Genomic DNA, 15,176 nt, shown 5'->3' on the forward strand with positions numbered 1-15,176 from the left:
GAGAGGGTGGCTCGGCCAACTCGAGGCGCCGGCGGCTGCTGCGATCGCGCTGACGGCTGGAGCCACGGAAGCCGCGAAGCGCGTCAGGGGCAGCGCGTTGGGCTCCGGGGCAGCGCGTTGGGCTCCGGGGCAGCGCTTCGTGTACGATGCACGCAACGCGCTCGGAGGCGCCGTCGACCCAGCATAGGATGAGCACCGCGACCGTCGAGTTTGCTGGCATCGAGCTCCTGAGCCCGTGCCCTCACTGCAGCGCGCCGATGGCGGTCAACACGTTGACCGACCGGTCCCGCTGCTCGAGCTGTCTCATGGAGTCGGCGCTGCCGCCGTCGGTGTGGGACGAAGCGCTGAGCGGCGTCGAGAAGGACGTTGTGCAGTTCGCGAACGGGTACCTGCGCCACGGCCCAGTGTGGGGCGAGGGCGGCCCGCCGCCGGGGCCGCACGTCGAGTGGCAGCGCGGCCACGACGCCCCGCCGTGTCTACGCTGCCAACAGCCGATGCGCCTCGCGCCGCAGGGGGGATGCGTCTGCCCCGCGTGCGGGGCGGGGCGGGCGATCTTGCCGAAGCCGCCATGGCTTCCGGAGAACAGCCCTGTCCTGGGCTTCGTGAGCGACGAGCCGGCGGTGGCCGAAGAGCGGCCGCGCGAGCCGGTGCACGTCGCCTGCACCCAGTGCGGAGGGCCGCTCGTGGCGGACGGGTCGAGCCGGATCGTGCCGTGCGGCTATTGCTCGGCGCGGGTGGCATTGCCGGATGCGGTGTGGGCTGCGCTGCACCCGCCGCGGATCAAGAAGCGGTGGTGGCTGGCGGTGCACGTGGTGGACGACCCGCGGCGGGAGCCGGCAGAGATCAACAGCTTCACCAGACTCGCCGGGGCAATCGGCATCGTCATCGTGAGCGTCGCGATGCCTGTATTCTTCGCCGCTGGATTGGCTGCGATGGAGACCCAGCGGGATCCCTGGGTGGCGGGTGTTGGCAGCCTTTGCGCACTCGTCTGTATTTGGTTCGGCTACGTTGTTTGGGGTAGCTGGCGCTACGCGCGCATCTGCCGTCGCGAGCATGAGGTGATCGGTCGATTACATGGTCCATGGGGCGCGCGGGGCTCCGGCACTGCGGAGGTGCTACTCACTCCGCCGCGCCACGCGGCCAACGTGCTCGGGTGTGCTGTGCTCCGGCAAATCAGCCAACAGCGGTTCGCGGAGCTTGGCGGCGAAGGGGGCAAGGTGCGGGCGTGGATGATTCCAGGGAAGCCAGCCACGGCTCACGCGCAGTCGACTCCCTCTGTTCTGGAGTGATGGTCTGCCTCTGGAACACGAGCTCGTCGCGAATGGTAGCCCCACGTCTCCGTCAATGGTCTGGCTGCCTCGTCGTCGTATGCAGGCTCTGCATGGTGCGGTGGTGCAAGTGCTCTCAGAAGAACGAGACGATATCTGCTCGCACGTTATGGATGGCGTTGGTGGCGAGCTTGGTTACCGTTTTAGCTAGATCAATCGGACTGTTCTGGATTCTGAGGCCGGTTAGGTCGATCTTCATCGCGGTGAGGTCCACCTTTATAGAGCCGGCGTTGGCGCTCGTGCCGAAGACCTTGAATTCGTGGTATACGCTTTTGGTGTCCGACGTCAGGAATGCCGCCTTGTGCGCCGTGGTTTCGTGGTATGACGCGGACAGCGTCTCCCAGAAGCCCTTGGTTTCCTTGTGGCTCCCCGCGTTGGTGACCTTGAACTCCGGCGAATCGATGACAAAGCTCGGCGCTTTGATGTAGCCGCTGCCGCTGAGCGTCCACTGGAGCTCCCCGGTCTCCCAGCCGAGCGCGCCGACCTTCCAGCCGACTTTGCCGCCCTCGAGCTTCATCGTCTCGAACTTCTCTTCGTGCAGCCCCTTCACGGTCGTCTTGAGGCTCGCGAAGTCCTCGTCGACGTCGCGCGCCTTCGTGTGCTTCTTTCCGACGATGTCGGTGTCCTGGCTGGCGTAGCGCTCGATCACGTCGTTGGCGGTCGTCTTCTGCTGCCCGTCGATGAACGTCGTCAGGGAGGTGTCGTAGGTCTCGTTGACCGCGCCCTCGACATGGTCCTCGCGCTTGCCTGCGACGTGAACCTTCTGGTCGCCGCCCACATCGACGGTCTGGTTGGCGCCGGCGGTGACGAGGTTGTCGCGGTGGGCGTGGAGCTCGAGCAGCTCCTCGCCCTTCTTGTCCTCCATCATGATCTGGTTGAAGCCCTCGCCGCCGGGCGAGGTCTTGCTCTTCCAGATGGAGCGGGTCTTCTCGGCCGGGAGCTTGAGGGGGGCGACGCTCCAGGCGTTGTGGAGGCGGCCGACGACGACGGGCTCGTCGGGGTCGCCGTCGAGGTAGGCGATGATGACCTCCTCGTTCACGCGCGGGAGCATGACAAAGCCGTAGTCGAGGCCCGCCCAGCCCTGAGAGACGCGGACGAAGCGGGTGGGGTTGCCCTCGTGCAGCTCGCGGCGATCCCAGCGGAACTCGACCTTGACGCGGCCGTGCTCGTCGACGTCGATCTCGTCGACGCCAGCCTTGTTGCCGACGACGAAGGCGGTCTGTGTGCCGAAGATGCGCGGCTTGGGCCGGCGCGCGGGGCGCCACGGATCGCCGGCAGGGACGCAGACGAGGACGTTCCGGCGCACGGGGCGGCCGCCTGAGCCCTCGGTCACGGCGCAGCGGGAGCGGATGACGAGCAGCTGGCCGTTCACGTCGGCCCGTGGGTGCCCCTCGACGGTGAAGCGAGCGCCAGCGCCGAGCGCGAAGCTCGTGTGGCACTCGAAGGTGCGCCGCTCCGACCGGGCCTCCTCCAGGTACTGCTTGGCCAGCGCCTCGCCCCGCTTCTCGGAGGCCGCCGTGAACCGGTTCGTCGAGAACTCGTACCGCTCGAGCGTCGCCTCGCGGACGAACGCCCGCTGCGAGGTCTCGGCGCGCTGATCGAGGACGTACTCCGGCTTCTTGAAGTCGTAGTCCCGCACCGTGACCATCGACGTCTCGATCGACGAGGTGATCGCGATGAACGAGACCGCCGGGCCCGCCGCGTTCATGCCCGCGTCCACCGGCGGCACGAACGGCACCCGGGGCGCGCCGTCGTCCGTGAACGCCGTGTCCTCGGAGAGGACCCAGTCGCTGCCGCCAGGCCCGTGATCGAAGTACGAGACGAGGCCCTCCTCCGCGAGCGCGCGGAACATGAAATCGAAGTCGGTCTCCCCGTACTGGACGCGGTACTCGCGCGCTGGCCGGTCCGGCGACGCGACGAGCGAGCTCGGCGCCGGGATGCGGCCGCCGTACGCGCTCGCCACGACCTTGCAGACGCCGTCCGCCGTGAGGCCCTGAAAGATGCGGTGATCCGCGCTCCGCGTGGCGAGCCAGAGGGGCGGGACCACGGCGAGCTCGTACCGCGACACGCCGCTGGGCTCCGCGGAGACCTGCCGCACCCGGCGCACGATGCCGTGAACCTTCTTGAGGAGCGGCTCCGTGCTCAGCTCGACGACGATCTCCTCGCCCACCACGCTGGAGAGGTCGATCTCCGGATCGGTGCTCACCACGTCGAGCGTCAGCTCGAAGAGCTCGTTGAGCGCGTCCCGGTACTCGATCTGGTGGACCTCGAACCCGGTGACTCCGGAACGGGGGAACGTCAGGCTCACGTCGATGGCCATGGTCGGGTCTCCTCGGGTGGCGCGCCGCGGGGACGCGGCGCTCATCTCGGCTCGTTGCGGCTCTCCCCGGCGGGAGCGGAGCGGGAACGGTGCTGCGAGTAAAGCTCCTGCCAGCGCCGGTGCGCGGCCGGGTCGCGCGCGAGGCGATCGCGCCAGAAGGCGTCCACCGCGGCGCGCTCCTCGGGCCGGCCGAGCCCGTACCGCGCGAAGAGGGCCTCGGCGTCGCCAGGAGAGGCGGCGAGATCGGCGCAGAGCGACGCGTACTGCTCCAGCGAGAGCGCCGGCGCCGGCGGCGGGCTCGAGGGAGCGGCCGGCGCGGCGCGGGGGCCGGACGCGAACGGCAACGGCGCGCCGGAGGGCGCTCCGGACGTCGGGTGCGTCCCCGAGAGGCTGGTGAAGCCGCGCATGCCCTTCGGCACCAGGGCCATCGCCGCGGCGGGCTCCACGGGCTCCGGCGGGGCAGGGAGGGCGGGCAAGACCGCGGTCGGCGGGGCGGGGCGCGCGGGCTCCGGCGGGGCAGGGGGGCCGAACGGCAGCACGGGCGCACCGGAAGCGGCCGCGGAGGCGGGCTGCGTGCCACGGAGCTCGGTGAACCCCCGCATGCCAGGCGGCACCAGCGATGCTGCGTCGACCGGCGCCGGCGGCGAGCGGTGCGGTTCGGGATGCGCCGTGGACGTCGAGGCGTCGCCCGCCTTGAAGGGCAGCGCCGGACCTGTGGGAGCGTCCGAGGAGCGCTCCGTCCCGTGGAGCTTGAAGTGCCGCATCCCCCCTGGCACGAGCGAGAGCGCCGCGGCACCGGGCGAAATCGACGCGGCGGCGGGCGAGGGCGCGTCCGTCGCCGCGCGCAGGTAGCTCGGCACCGCCGGCGCGCGGCTCGCGGCCGGCTCGCCGGTCGGCCGCGGCGCGTGCGCCTCGCTCGGCTCGGGCGGCGCAGGCGCCTCCGCGCGAGCAGCGCCGGCTGCTTCCGATGGGGCGCGCGCCGCTGCCGCCGAGGTCGGCGCCCCAGGCCGGGGTCGCGGCGCGTTCGGCGACGGGATCATCAGCAGGCTCTTGAGCTGTTTCGTGATCATCGCCGTCGTCGTCTGCCCCGCCGTTCCCACTCTCGCGAGGTCGACTCCTTTCGTCAACGCCGGCGCCAGGTATGATGGCGCCCGCCCTGAACGCGCCCGCGCGCGGTGGAGTCGCTCCCATGCCCGATCCCTACATCTACCAGCGTGACATCGAGACGTACGGCCGCTTCACCGCGTCGCAGATCCAGAAGCTCGTCCTGCCGGTCGATGCGGGGTTCGTGACGGCGCTGCGCACCGTCACGGCGCGCCTCGACGCCGCGACCGAGGCCCTGCGCAAAGCGAAGCTGGACGCGACGGCCGCTCCTGTGCTTCCGAGCGCGTCCCGCGGCTCGAGGGGCGGCCGGGCCAATCCGGTCGTGGCGGGCCGTGGCCTCCTGCGCCGCCTCGTGGAGCACGCCGCCTCGCGGCCCAACGGGGCCGCGCTGGCCCGCGAGCTCCTCCAGGGCCAGACGCTCGCCACCGTGCTGCGCCGCCGCCCCGCGGCGCTCGCCGCGGCGCTGACGCACGCGATCGAGGTGCTCGATCAGCACGAGGTGCAGCTGCCCGAGCGCGAGGCGTGGACGGCCGACCTCGAGCGCTCCCGGGACGCCCTCGAGCCGCTCATCAGGAGCGTGCGAAAGACCCGGCTCGCGCGCCGCACCGTGACCCCAGAGATGAAGGCCGCGCGCGACGAGTGGCTCAACACCTACCGCGCGGCGAAGCTCCTCGTCGAGTGTGTGCTCCGGCTCCACGGCAAGACGTCGTTGATGCCAGAGATCTTCGGCGATCTCCCGCGCGCCCCTCGCGCCGCCGCGGGGGCTACCGCCGCGCGCCGCCCACCCGCCAGCGCGTCCGCGCACGCGTGACGATTCCACTGCTCACTCCGGAGCTTGACCCGCGCCGACACGTGGCCTCGTGCCCTTCAGTTCCGTAGGCCCCAGGGGTCGTCGCACGGCGCGGCGAGTGTCGATGCCTGAGCTGATGAGGAAATAAGAAAACGGTAGGCCCGAGGAGAGGGTGTTCTCGGGGCGGGGTGGGGGATGGGCCGATGTCTGAGCCTGAGGCATGCCTCCTCCGGCAGAGCCGGAGGAGGCATGCCTCAGGCGAGTTCGGCGGGGCCCCCACCCCGCCCCGAGAACACCCTCTCCTCGGGCCGGGCAGCCCGGGATCCCCTCGTTCCTACCCGCCCCCGAGGTGCGCCCGGAAAAACCTAACGAGGTGCCCGTACTGGAGCACCTGGTTGTCCCGCTTCTGCGCGCCGTGCCCCTCGTCGGCGAACAGGATGAGCTCCGACGGGATCTTCCTTGCCTCCAGCGCCTGCTGGATCTGCACCGACTCGCCCGCAGGGACCCGCGGATCCGACACGCCCTGCACGATCAACAGAGGCGCCTTCACCCGATCGAGGTACGTGATCGGCGAGAGCTTGAGCAACGCGTCCCGATCCTTCTCGGGATCGCCGTACTCGGAGATCCGGAGGATGCGCCGGTAAGGCGCCGTGTTCTGGAGGAACGTCACGAGGTTGCTCATGCCGACGACGGCGGCGCCCGCGTCATAGGCGCCAGCGAACATGGTCATGCCGATCAGCGAAGAATAGCCGCCGTAGCTGCCGCCGAAGATGCCGACCTTCGGCGGCCGGCCCTCGTGGCCGAAGCTCGCCTTGACGAACTTCGCGGCGTCCTCGATGTCCGTGATGACGTCGAGCCGCTTCGCGCCGTCGTCGGCGTGCAGCCATGTCTTGCCGTAACCGTCGCTCCCGCGGACGTTCGGCTCGACGAACACGAACCCGGCGTCCACGAAGATCTGCGCCCGCGCGCTGAACCCAGCCCTGGTCTGGGCCTCCGGGCCGCCGTGGAAATGGACGACCACAGGACACGGCCGCTCGCACCGCGCAGGGCGGCGCACGAACATCGGGATCTGCGCGCCGTCGCGCGCCGGATAGGACTCCAGCGTGGTCGCCGAGAACGCGCCCGGCGCCATCTCGGGCACGCTCGGAGCGTGCCACTGCGCCAGCTTGCCAGTCGTCCAGTCGAGGACATGGGCCGTCGCCGGCGACGTCGAGGTCTCCACGAGCAGCGTCGTGAACCGGCCGTCCCGCGTCGTCGAGCCCGGGATCACGTGATCGGCCGCCGGGAGCGCGGGCAGCTTGATCTCGCGGTGCGACCTCGCGTCGAGCGCGCGGAGCCGCGTGTAGCCCCGCTCGTTCACCGTGTAGAGGATCCTCTTCTTCGACCGATCGATGGAGAACGCGCTGACGTCGAACGGGATCTCCGGCGAGATCGGCGTGAGCTTCCCCGCCTTCCAGCTGTAGAGCCGGCGGTGCTCCCCGAGGCGCGGCGTGAGCACGAGGACCTCGCCGGGCGCCGCGCCGTACAGGGCCTCGTAGTCCTCGCGCTCGCCCTGCCCGAAGAGGGGAATCAGCGCGTCGGCGCCCGGAGCGGCCTTCGCGCCAGGCGCCCACTCGAAGAACTCGCTCATGTTGGAGCCCACGTCCTTCGCGAGCAGCAGGCGGCCGTCGCCCGTGGCGTCCACGGCGCGCCAGATGCCCTCGCGATCGAACACGACCTCTCGCTGCCTCGACGCGATGTCGTACCGGTAGATGACGTACGCGTCCTTCTTGACGTCGTTGGCTCGATAGTAAACGTGCCGCCCGTCGTCGGAGACGAACTGGAGCTGCGTCTGCACGCCGGGCATGTGCTGGATGGCGACGAGCGGGCCGCCTTTCGCGTCCTGTAGATAGAGCCCGGGGTTCTCCTCGCCCTTCCGGTCGCGCGAGAGGACGAGGCGCGCGCCGTCCGGCGTGACGTCCGCCACGACGGTCGGATCCTCGCCGCCTGTCAGCTGCAGCGGGAAGCGCTGCGGCCCGTCGAGCCGGAAGACCTGCCTCGTCCCCGTGATCGTCCAGGTGAAGTAGAGCGCCTTGCCATCCGGCCCGAGGACGCCTCCGGAAGGAGCGCGCACGTCGAGCATGGCCTGGATCCGGCGCGAGACGTCGTCCGGGAGCGGAGGCGGCGCGTAGCGAGCCAGGATCTCCGGAGAGATGCTCGCCGCGCCGTGCCCCGCGTACCCGGGCCGCTCCGGCGCGGGTGCAGCCCGCGGCGGTCCGGCGGGCGAAGGCGGCGCCGGAGGCGCGGACGCGGCAGGGCGAGGCGCAGCCGCCGGAGAGACCGGCGGGGCCGTCGCGCACGCCGCCGAGAGGGCGAGGGAGCCGAGCAAGCCGAGCAAGGAGCGCCGCGCGGCCTCATGGCGCCCGCGCCGCGTCGAGGAGGACGACATGCGGCGCATTTCGCCGGAGCAGGCGCACGCCGGCAAGGTCAAAGGCCGCGCGGCGCCGGCAAGGTCAGAGGCCGCCCCGCGTGGGCCCGCCTCAGTCAGGCTCGCCGGGGAGCTTCGCGCGGCCGAGGGCCGCTTCCGCCGCCGCCAGCTGCGCCGCGAGCTTCCGCAGCTCCTCGGCTTCCTCGCCCTGGAGCGAGATGTTCGGGACGAGCGCGTTCAGGGCGCGGCGGTTGTACGCGAGCCCGAGCGGCGAGCCCTTCTCGAGGTTCATCACCATCGACTCGGCCAGCACCGCCAGCGCCTCCCGGTGCAACCCCTTCGCCGAGAGCACCTCGGCGAGCGCGGCCGTCGAGCGGGCCAGGCCGAGGAGATCGCCGAGCGCCTCCTCGGCCTCGATCGCCGCGGTCAGGCGCTGCGTCGCGCGGTCGAGGCGGCCGTTGCGGAGCTCCAGCCGGCCGATCGTCTCCCACACCCGGGCGAGCTCCCGGGTGTCGCCGAGCTGCTTGTAGGCGCGCTCCGCGGCGAGCGCGTGGTCGAGGCCCATCGACAGCGCGTCGGACTCGCGCCCGGGGCGGGCGGGGACGTGGAGCGGGATCCGCGCGAAGAGGTGGTCGGTCTCGGCGAGCTCGACGCGCGCCGACGGATCGACCCGGGCCCGCTCCTCGAAGGTCCGGCGCGACTCGATCAGGAGGTGCGTCGCGCGGACGGGATCGCCCATGCGCACGTGGACCGCCGCCTGATCGTTGAGCAGCCGGGCCGCGCCGAGCGCGTCCCCGGCGTCGAGCAGCAGGCGGCTCGCGGTCGCGAGCTCCTCCAGCGCGCGCTCCAGCGAGCGCGCGTCGCCCATGTCGTAACAGACACCCGCGATGAGCGCGGCGACCTCGGCGTGCAGCTCCGGCGGGTCGCCCTGCGCGAGGAGCGCGCGCGCGGCGTCGAGCACCTCGAGCGCGCCCGCGAGCGTGCTGGCGGGGTCCGGGCCGGCGGCCTGCCATTGCACCCGGGCGATGCCCGCGAGCGCGCCGATGCGGAGCCGGCGGCGCGCAGGCGTGGCCGGCATGCCGTCGAGCAGCGAGAGCGCCTTCCGCCCGTAGCTCAGGGCCTGGGCGTACGCGCCCATGGCCGCCGCCTCGACCGCGGCCGCGCAGTAGCGCTGCGCCGCTTCCTCGTGCTCGCCCGCCTCGGTCAGGTGCGCCGCCGCGCGCACGTCGTGGAGGTGGCGCCCAGCGCCGTGCGCCGCCGCGCTCGCGGCGCCCGCTGCCTCGGCGCGATCGGGCGCCGCGGGCGCCGGGTACATGGACACGCCGAGCGGCGCTGCGGCGCGCAGGGACTCGGCCGCGGCGCGCCCGGCGACGGAGTCGGCCGCCGCCGGCCAGGAGAAGGCGTGGCGGGATCCAGAAGAGGATCGCTCCGACAGCGCGGCAGGGACGCGCAGCGAGGCTCCACGGGCCGACCGGCTCGGCTCGTCCGGGAAGGCGCCGCCGAGGGACGCGAGGTCGCGGGGCACCCGCATCGGCCCCGGGATGGGCGCGTCGAGCGAGTCGGGCGGGGCGTCGAACATGATGGACTCGGGCGGCTCCGAGACGCGGCGGCTCTCGGGGCCGCGGTGGAACAGATCGGCGTAGGGCCACGCGGGATTGCCGGGCCCCCCGGGGGCCATCGGCGCGGGCCTGTCCTGTGTGACGCGCGGCGGTGCGCGGCGCGTGTTGCTCATGGACGCACCGCCCGTATGGGCCATGGCTGGCGGCGGCCTCAGCGTCTCGGCCGCCCGCGGCACACCGCCGCGCGGCACCGAGAGCGTGGGGTCGGCGGTCTTCTCCCACTCGTCCGTGGTCGACGCGCCGCCGGCTTCGGCGGTCGGCCCGCCAGCCACGGGCGCGCCGGGCGAAGCGGCCGCTGGTGATGCCATCGCCGGCGGCGGGCCCGCCGGCGGGGGCGCAGCGGCCATCGTGCGCGGCGTCGCCATGGCGGGCAACGACGCGGACGGCGGCGCGGTCGAGAGCGGCGGCGCTCCGGCCTTCGTCAGCCCGGCGGCGGCCCTCGCGGTCGGGTCGTCGCCGCGAGGCACGCCAAGGCTCGCTCCGCCGATGACGTGCCGCTCGACGGTCGACGTGAGGATGGCCGCGCTCTGCGTCGGCGGCGCGGCGGCATGGGCCGTCGCCACCGCGGCATGGGCGGGCGCCGCCGCGGCGTGGGTCGCCTGGTGCTCGGCCGCGACGACGCCCGACGCCGCGCGCGGCTCGCGCGCGGCCTGCGCATCCAGCTCGGTTCGCTCCTCGCTGAGCAGCGTCGCGAGCCGCCGGTGCCACACGCGCGCGAGCGACGGGAGGATCGAGCCGCGGAGCGCCTCGACGGTCTCCTGCGGGAGATGGAAGCGCCCGTCGCCGCGGTCCTCGACCGGAACCCCTGCGTCCGCGGCGCGCTGCAGCGCCTCGAGCACGTCGAGCGCGTCGACGCGGAGGAGCGCGGCGACGAGCTCGCTCTCGAACCCCGAGCCGACGATCGCGCCGGCCCGGAGCACCCGGAGCACCTCGCCGGGCAGCTCGCGCACGGCGACCTGCGGCGGCGGCGGGGGGGGCGAGGTCGCGCTCGTCAGCGTGGTCGCGCCGTCGGCCGGCCGGAGGAGCGCGTCGGCCCCGCAGGCGGCGCGCACCGCGTCGACCAGGCCGCCGGCGGGGCCGGTCGGCGCGTGCAGGCGAAAGGAGAGGACGAGCGCGACGCGGAGCGCGTCGGGGCGGGACACCACCCGGCGCAGCACGTCGAGCGTGGCAGGGTCGGCGTGCTCGACCGCGTCGAACACGATGGCCCACGCGCGATCCGCCTGCTGCGCGAGGCGGTTGGCGGTCTCGATGAACTCGGCGTCCACCATCAGCTCGTGCACGTCGCCGAGGAGGCGGCGCCGGAGCCCCGCGGCGCTGCGGCTGCGCGCCTGATCGAGCGCCGGCTGCGCCCCGCCGGCGAGGCGCTCGATCTGGGTCCGCGCGTCGCGCAGCGGCCCGAGCGTCATCTCGGGGACGTCGCAGCGCACGCGCACGATCCGCAGCCCGAGCCGCGCCGGCGGATCCCCGGGGACGATGTTCAGCAAGGCCGTGTGCCGGCCCTCGGAAATGCGCTGCCAGAGCTGTTCCACGGTCCGCTCCTCCTCTCTCCAGGCGCACACGGCCCAGAGCGGGTGCAGGTATCGTGCGCTACGGGCTCATCCGCCGCGTTCGGCTCGCTGCGGCATACTTTCGCACGCCTCGCTCGCCTGCCTGGCGGTCGAGCCCGTATCCCACGATACCTGCACCCGCTCTAGTATCCCCAGAGGAACTCCGCGCGGGCGAACGCCGTGAAATAGCTCCCCGGACCGTCGCCCGCGCCAGGGAGGAGCAGCGTGTACTTGCCGGCGAAGCCGGCGGCGAACTCGCGGTTGAACGCGTAGTCGATGCCGAACGGGATGGAGACCCCGAACTGCCCCCGGTGGCAGCCCGGCTGGCCCGACGAGCCGCAGGGCGCGAGGCGCACACTGTCGTATGCGCCGGTCATGAGGCCGACGTAGGGGACCCACTGCAGAATATCGATGACGTACGTGGCGCCGGCCGATGCGCCGAGGAGCATGAGGTCGCCCCCCGGGTGGGACGCGGTGTTGACCTCGACGACCGCGTTGAAGGCGTCCGTGAGCCCGTAGGCGAGGTGCAGGCTGCCGCCGATCCCCGGGTACGTCCCGCCGTCCGCGAGGAGCGCGTACCCGACGCCGGCGCCGGCGTGCCATTGCCGTTCAAAGGCGTCGGCCCGAGAGGGGGCCAGGAGCGCGAGGAGCGCGAGCGCGGCGGAGGTCAGCAGGGCGACAGGGGAGCATCTCATGGTCGGTTGCGGCGAGCAGCCCGGAGCGCCCCCGTGACGAACCATGGATCGAGGGCGACGACGGCGCGCGCCGGGCGCTCGATGGGCGCGCGCGGCCGAGGCTAGCACGCGCGCCGCAGGACATGTTCAGCGGAGCTGCTCGCGGCGACGGGGGGCCCGCGACGCCCCCGCGTCCTCGTCGTCGAATTCGTCGGCGTAGATGCGCGCCGCGGGGTCGGCCGCGCCCTCGCCCGGATCGATGCGGAGCGACGGCCGGGGAAAGCGGACGGCGGCCGCCCCCGAGATCCCGGGGAAGGTGTAGAGGATCTCGCCGCGCTCGCCGATCTCGACGCCCACGTCGCCGGGGCGCTCCTTGGCGAGCTCGGTGAGCAGGGCGTCCGCCTCCGGGGCCGGCAGGTCGAGCGCGACGCCGACCTCCTGCGCCGTGAGCGGGCGGCGGCGGTGCGAGGCGAGCGAGAAGATCGCCTGAACCTGGGCGTCGCGCGAGGCCTTCGCCCCGGAGCGAGAGAGCTTCCGTCCGCCCAGCAGGAGGAGCAGGCCGAGGGCGAGGGCGACGAACCCGATCGGCAGGCCGATCGCGAGGCCGGCGATCGACCCCGGGAACAGCGCGGCCGCGCCCAGGCCGAGGAGGAGCGCCAGCGCGGTCCCGCCGATGAGGACCAGCCAGCCGAGCACGCCGGCGACCGCCCCGCCGACCCTGGACGGCTGCCCCGCCAGGCTGACCGATTTCCCCGCGAACGGCAGGCGCTCCCTACCGCACGCGGTGCAGTACGCGGCGAGCCCGCGGTGGATGACGGGCGCGTTCTTTCCGCAATGAGGACACATTGAGGACTCCCCCGCGAGCAGATCTTCGCGAGCCAGGCTGTAGCGTAGGAATGAAGCCCCTCCGCCGCCAGGTGTGCGGCCGCGGGATCTCCAGGTTTTTCGCGGGCACGCCGTGCGGGTCGGCGTCGATCAGCGTCGGTCGGCGTCGGTCGGCGTCGGTCGGCGTCGGTCGGCGTCAGATTCCGAGGTAGCGCGCGATCTCGGCGCTCGCCGGGTCGGAGGCCACGGCGCGCAGGGCGTCGTACCGGCGTTGCCATGCGGCCGCGCTGCCTTCATCTCCGCGCCATCGCGCCGCCTCGGCGCGGGCGAAGGCGTAGCGCCGGAGCGAGAAGCGCGAGGCGTCGATCGCGAGGAAGGCGTCGAGCCACACCTCGGGGTCGCCCTCGCCGTCGCCGAGCAGCTGGGCCGATAGCGCGGCGTACGGGATGAGCGCGGGCGGCGCGTCGCCGCGCCCGCGGAGGGCGGCGTAGCGGAGCGCGCGGCGCGCGGGCGGCGGCGCGTCGCGCGCGGCGCTCCAGGTGGCGAGCGCGCGCGAGAGCGCCGGCTGGCCGTCGCGCGCCCAGGGCGCGTCGAGGCTCGCGAAGCCGACCCACGGCCAGGCAGCGCCGTGATCCGCCGGCAGCTGGGCGGGCGGGCTGCCCTGGCGGAGCGGCGAGTCGCCCGGAGGGAGGGCGAGGGCGAGGCGGGTCCACCGCGATCGCGCGTCGAGAAGGGCGAGCTCCGCGCGGGCAGGCGGCGCCTCGCCGGCGGGCACGGCCGCGCGCGCCGCGGCGGCCTCCTCGTCGGCGAGTACGGCCGCGCGCGCGGCGTCGCGCCGGCGCCCGCGCGAGGCGAGGTGCTCGGCGCGCTGCAGGAGCACGGCCGCGCGGAGCGCCGGCGGCGCGGCGGAGAGGTCGACGCGCTCGACGAGATCGAGCGCGCGATCGCGCTCGCCGACGAGGGCCCACACGCTCGATCGCGCGAGCGCGCGGGCCGCCTCCGGCGCGAGCTCCGGCGCGAGCGGGCCAAGGCGATCCAGCGCGTCGACCGCCCGGGGCGCGTCGCCTTCGAGCGCGAGCTCGCGGGCGGCGCGCAGCGCGAGCGCTCCCGCGGCGGCGCGCAGCGCGTCGGCCTGGGACGGCGACAGCTCGGGGGCGGCGGCCAGCTCGGCGGCGCGCGCGGCGGCGCGCGCGCGCAACGACCCGGCGATGACGGGCCTCGCGAGCCCGCGCTCCGGGAGCCAGTCGAGCGCGCGCAGCGAGCCCGCAGGCAGCGCCGTCGGCGCGCGGGGCTCCGCGCGCGCCGGGGCGCCGTCGAGGCCTGCCTCTCCGGCCGCGGGCTCGTCCCCATCGTCTTCCGGCCGCGCGAGCGCGGCGGCTTCGGCCGCGTCGAGCGCCTCGTCCTCCGCTAGAACGACGGCGAGCAGATCGCCGCGGGCCTCGGGCTCGAGCGCGGCCGAGGTGCCGAGCAGGTCGCGGATCGCGCGGGTCGCGCGCTGCTTCGCCTCGGCGGCGTCCTTCCGGGCGGCGGCGAGGCGGGCGCGCTGCGCGAGCCGCACCTCCACGGCGTCGGCCACGCCGGCCTCGGGGGCTTCTGGCATCGGCGGAGGCTCCACGCCGGCCCGGGCGGCGCAGGCGACGAGGACGGCGCGGACCTCGCCCCAGTTGCGCGCCATGCCGGCGTAGCGCCTCGCTGCCCGGTCGTCCTGGTTGAGCGTCAGGAGCTCGATGCCGCGCTTCGCCTCGGCGCTCGCGCCGAGGCAGAGGATCGCGCCGGTGGTCGTGCGCAGATCCTCGTCGCGGGGCTCCATCGCCGCGTACCCCTTGGCGATCGCGAGCGCGCGCTGCAGGTCGCCCTCGGTGAGCGCCGCGCGGAGGGTGTGCACGCGCACGTGCCAGTCGGTCCAGCGGTCCGGCTGCGAGAGGAGCGTGCGGCGATCGCCGAGCCTCGCCGCCTCGCGGCCGAGGCTCGGCGCGCCGCAGGCGGGCCCGAGCTCATCGAACGTGATGCGCCCGGTCCCGGCGGCGACCATGGCGTGGGCCGTCGCCACCGCCTCGGTCGCGCCGGCGAGCGCCGCGGGATCCGGCCGGCCGACCGCGGCGTCGGTGTAGTCGGCGACCGCCGCGCGCACGCCCAGCTCCTCGGCCAGCGCGCTCGCCGTCCTGTAGGTCCAGCGCAGCCGCGAGGGCAGCGCGAACCAGCGGATCTCGGCCCTGCAGTCGGGCAGCGCCGGGCCGCGCGGCGCCTCGATCGAGGCGAGGCACGCGGCGGCGGTGCGCGTGCCCACGAGGACCGCCGCGACGGGGCCAAGGAGCGCGAGCGTGGGTACGGCCACGACCGCCGCCGCGAGCGCCAGGGCGAGGGGCCGCCGCCAGAGCGGCCGCGCGGGCGAGGCGTCGCGGTGGAGCGGGGAGCTCCCGTCGCGCTCACGGGGCCGTGGGGTGGGCTGCGCGCACACGGGACGGCTTTTAGCCCACGGCACGGCCGAGCGACACTGCCTCCGCGACGCAGCGTGTTCCACGTCCCGGAAGCCGGCATCGCCCGCGGAGGGCGCGCCGTGCG

The 15,176-nt window shown here is 74.1% G+C and carries 9 protein-coding genes; 2 read left to right on the forward strand and 7 right to left on the reverse strand.

Annotated features, from left to right (window positions below; all coding sequences use genetic code 11):
• The first annotated feature begins 188 nt into the window (after positions 1–188).
• Positions 189–1,289 (forward strand): hypothetical protein, encoded by a 1,101-nt coding sequence (locus WME79_RS14340; protein ID WP_437535390.1) that lies wholly within the window; start codon positions 189–191, stop codon positions 1,287–1,289.
• 115 nt (positions 1,290–1,404) lie between these two features.
• Here the strand turns inward: WME79_RS14340 and WME79_RS14345 are convergent, their stop codons facing one another.
• A complete protein-coding gene (locus WME79_RS14345; protein ID WP_437535391.1) occupies positions 1,405–3,648 on the reverse strand; it encodes a type VI secretion system Vgr family protein in 2,244 nt (747 codons plus the stop codon).
• 41 nt (positions 3,649–3,689) lie between these two features.
• Positions 3,690–4,718 (reverse strand): hypothetical protein, encoded by a 1,029-nt coding sequence (locus tag WME79_RS14350; RefSeq protein ID WP_437535392.1) that lies wholly within the window; start codon positions 4,716–4,718, stop codon positions 3,690–3,692.
• 119 nt (positions 4,719–4,837) lie between these two features.
• Here WME79_RS14350 and WME79_RS14355 point away from each other — a divergent pair, with 119 nt between their 5' ends.
• Positions 4,838–5,563, forward strand: a complete 726-nt coding sequence (locus WME79_RS14355) for a hypothetical protein (protein ID WP_437535393.1) — start codon at positions 4,838–4,840, stop codon at positions 5,561–5,563.
• A gap of 313 nt (positions 5,564–5,876) precedes the next feature.
• Here WME79_RS14355 and WME79_RS14360 read toward each other — a convergent pair whose 3' ends face one another.
• The 5 genes from WME79_RS14360 to WME79_RS14380 all read right to left on the reverse strand — a co-directional run bounded on the left by WME79_RS14360 (position 5,877) and on the right by WME79_RS14380 (position 15,072).
• Entirely contained in the window at positions 5,877–7,970 is a 2,094-nt protein-coding gene (locus WME79_RS14360; protein ID WP_437535394.1) for a S9 family peptidase, read from the reverse strand.
• Positions 7,971–8,061: 91 nt separating this feature from the next.
• The gene (locus WME79_RS14365; RefSeq protein WP_437535395.1) at positions 8,062–11,097 is read right to left on the reverse strand and encodes a hypothetical protein; all 3,036 of its coding nucleotides are present in this window, start codon (positions 11,095–11,097) and stop codon (positions 8,062–8,064) included.
• A gap of 161 nt (positions 11,098–11,258) precedes the next feature.
• A complete protein-coding gene (locus WME79_RS14370) occupies positions 11,259–11,810 on the reverse strand; it encodes a hypothetical protein (protein ID WP_437535396.1) in 552 nt (183 codons plus the stop codon).
• A 126-nt stretch (positions 11,811–11,936) separates the two neighbouring features.
• A complete protein-coding gene (locus WME79_RS14375; RefSeq protein ID WP_437535397.1) occupies positions 11,937–12,635 on the reverse strand; it encodes a hypothetical protein in 699 nt (232 codons plus the stop codon).
• 175 nt (positions 12,636–12,810) lie between these two features.
• A complete protein-coding gene (locus WME79_RS14380) occupies positions 12,811–15,072 on the reverse strand; it encodes a hypothetical protein (protein ID WP_437535398.1) in 2,262 nt (753 codons plus the stop codon).
• Positions 15,073–15,176 lie beyond the last annotated feature (104 nt).

Origin of the sequence: Sorangium sp. So ce726 (genome assembly GCF_051521405.1) — a bacterium.
In the GTDB taxonomy this organism is placed as follows: domain Bacteria; phylum Myxococcota_A; class Polyangia; order Polyangiales; family Polyangiaceae; genus Sorangium.

Coding starts and splice junctions, on each gene's coding strand:
- WME79_RS14340 (WP_437535390.1), top strand. CDS start 189: ATGAGCACCGCGACCGTCGAGTTTGCTGGCATCGAGCTCCTGAGCCCG.
- WME79_RS14345 (WP_437535391.1), bottom strand. CDS start 3,648: ATGGCCATCGACGTGAGCCTGACGTTCCCCCGTTCCGGAGTCACCGGG.
- WME79_RS14350 (WP_437535392.1), bottom strand. CDS start 4,718: ATGATCACGAAACAGCTCAAGAGCCTGCTGATGATCCCGTCGCCGAAC.
- WME79_RS14355 (WP_437535393.1), top strand. CDS start 4,838: ATGCCCGATCCCTACATCTACCAGCGTGACATCGAGACGTACGGCCGC.
- WME79_RS14360 (WP_437535394.1), bottom strand. CDS start 7,970: ATGTCGTCCTCCTCGACGCGGCGCGGGCGCCATGAGGCCGCGCGGCGC.
- WME79_RS14370 (WP_437535396.1), bottom strand. CDS start 11,810: ATGAGATGCTCCCCTGTCGCCCTGCTGACCTCCGCCGCGCTCGCGCTC.
- WME79_RS14375 (WP_437535397.1), bottom strand. CDS start 12,635: ATGTGTCCTCATTGCGGAAAGAACGCGCCCGTCATCCACCGCGGGCTC.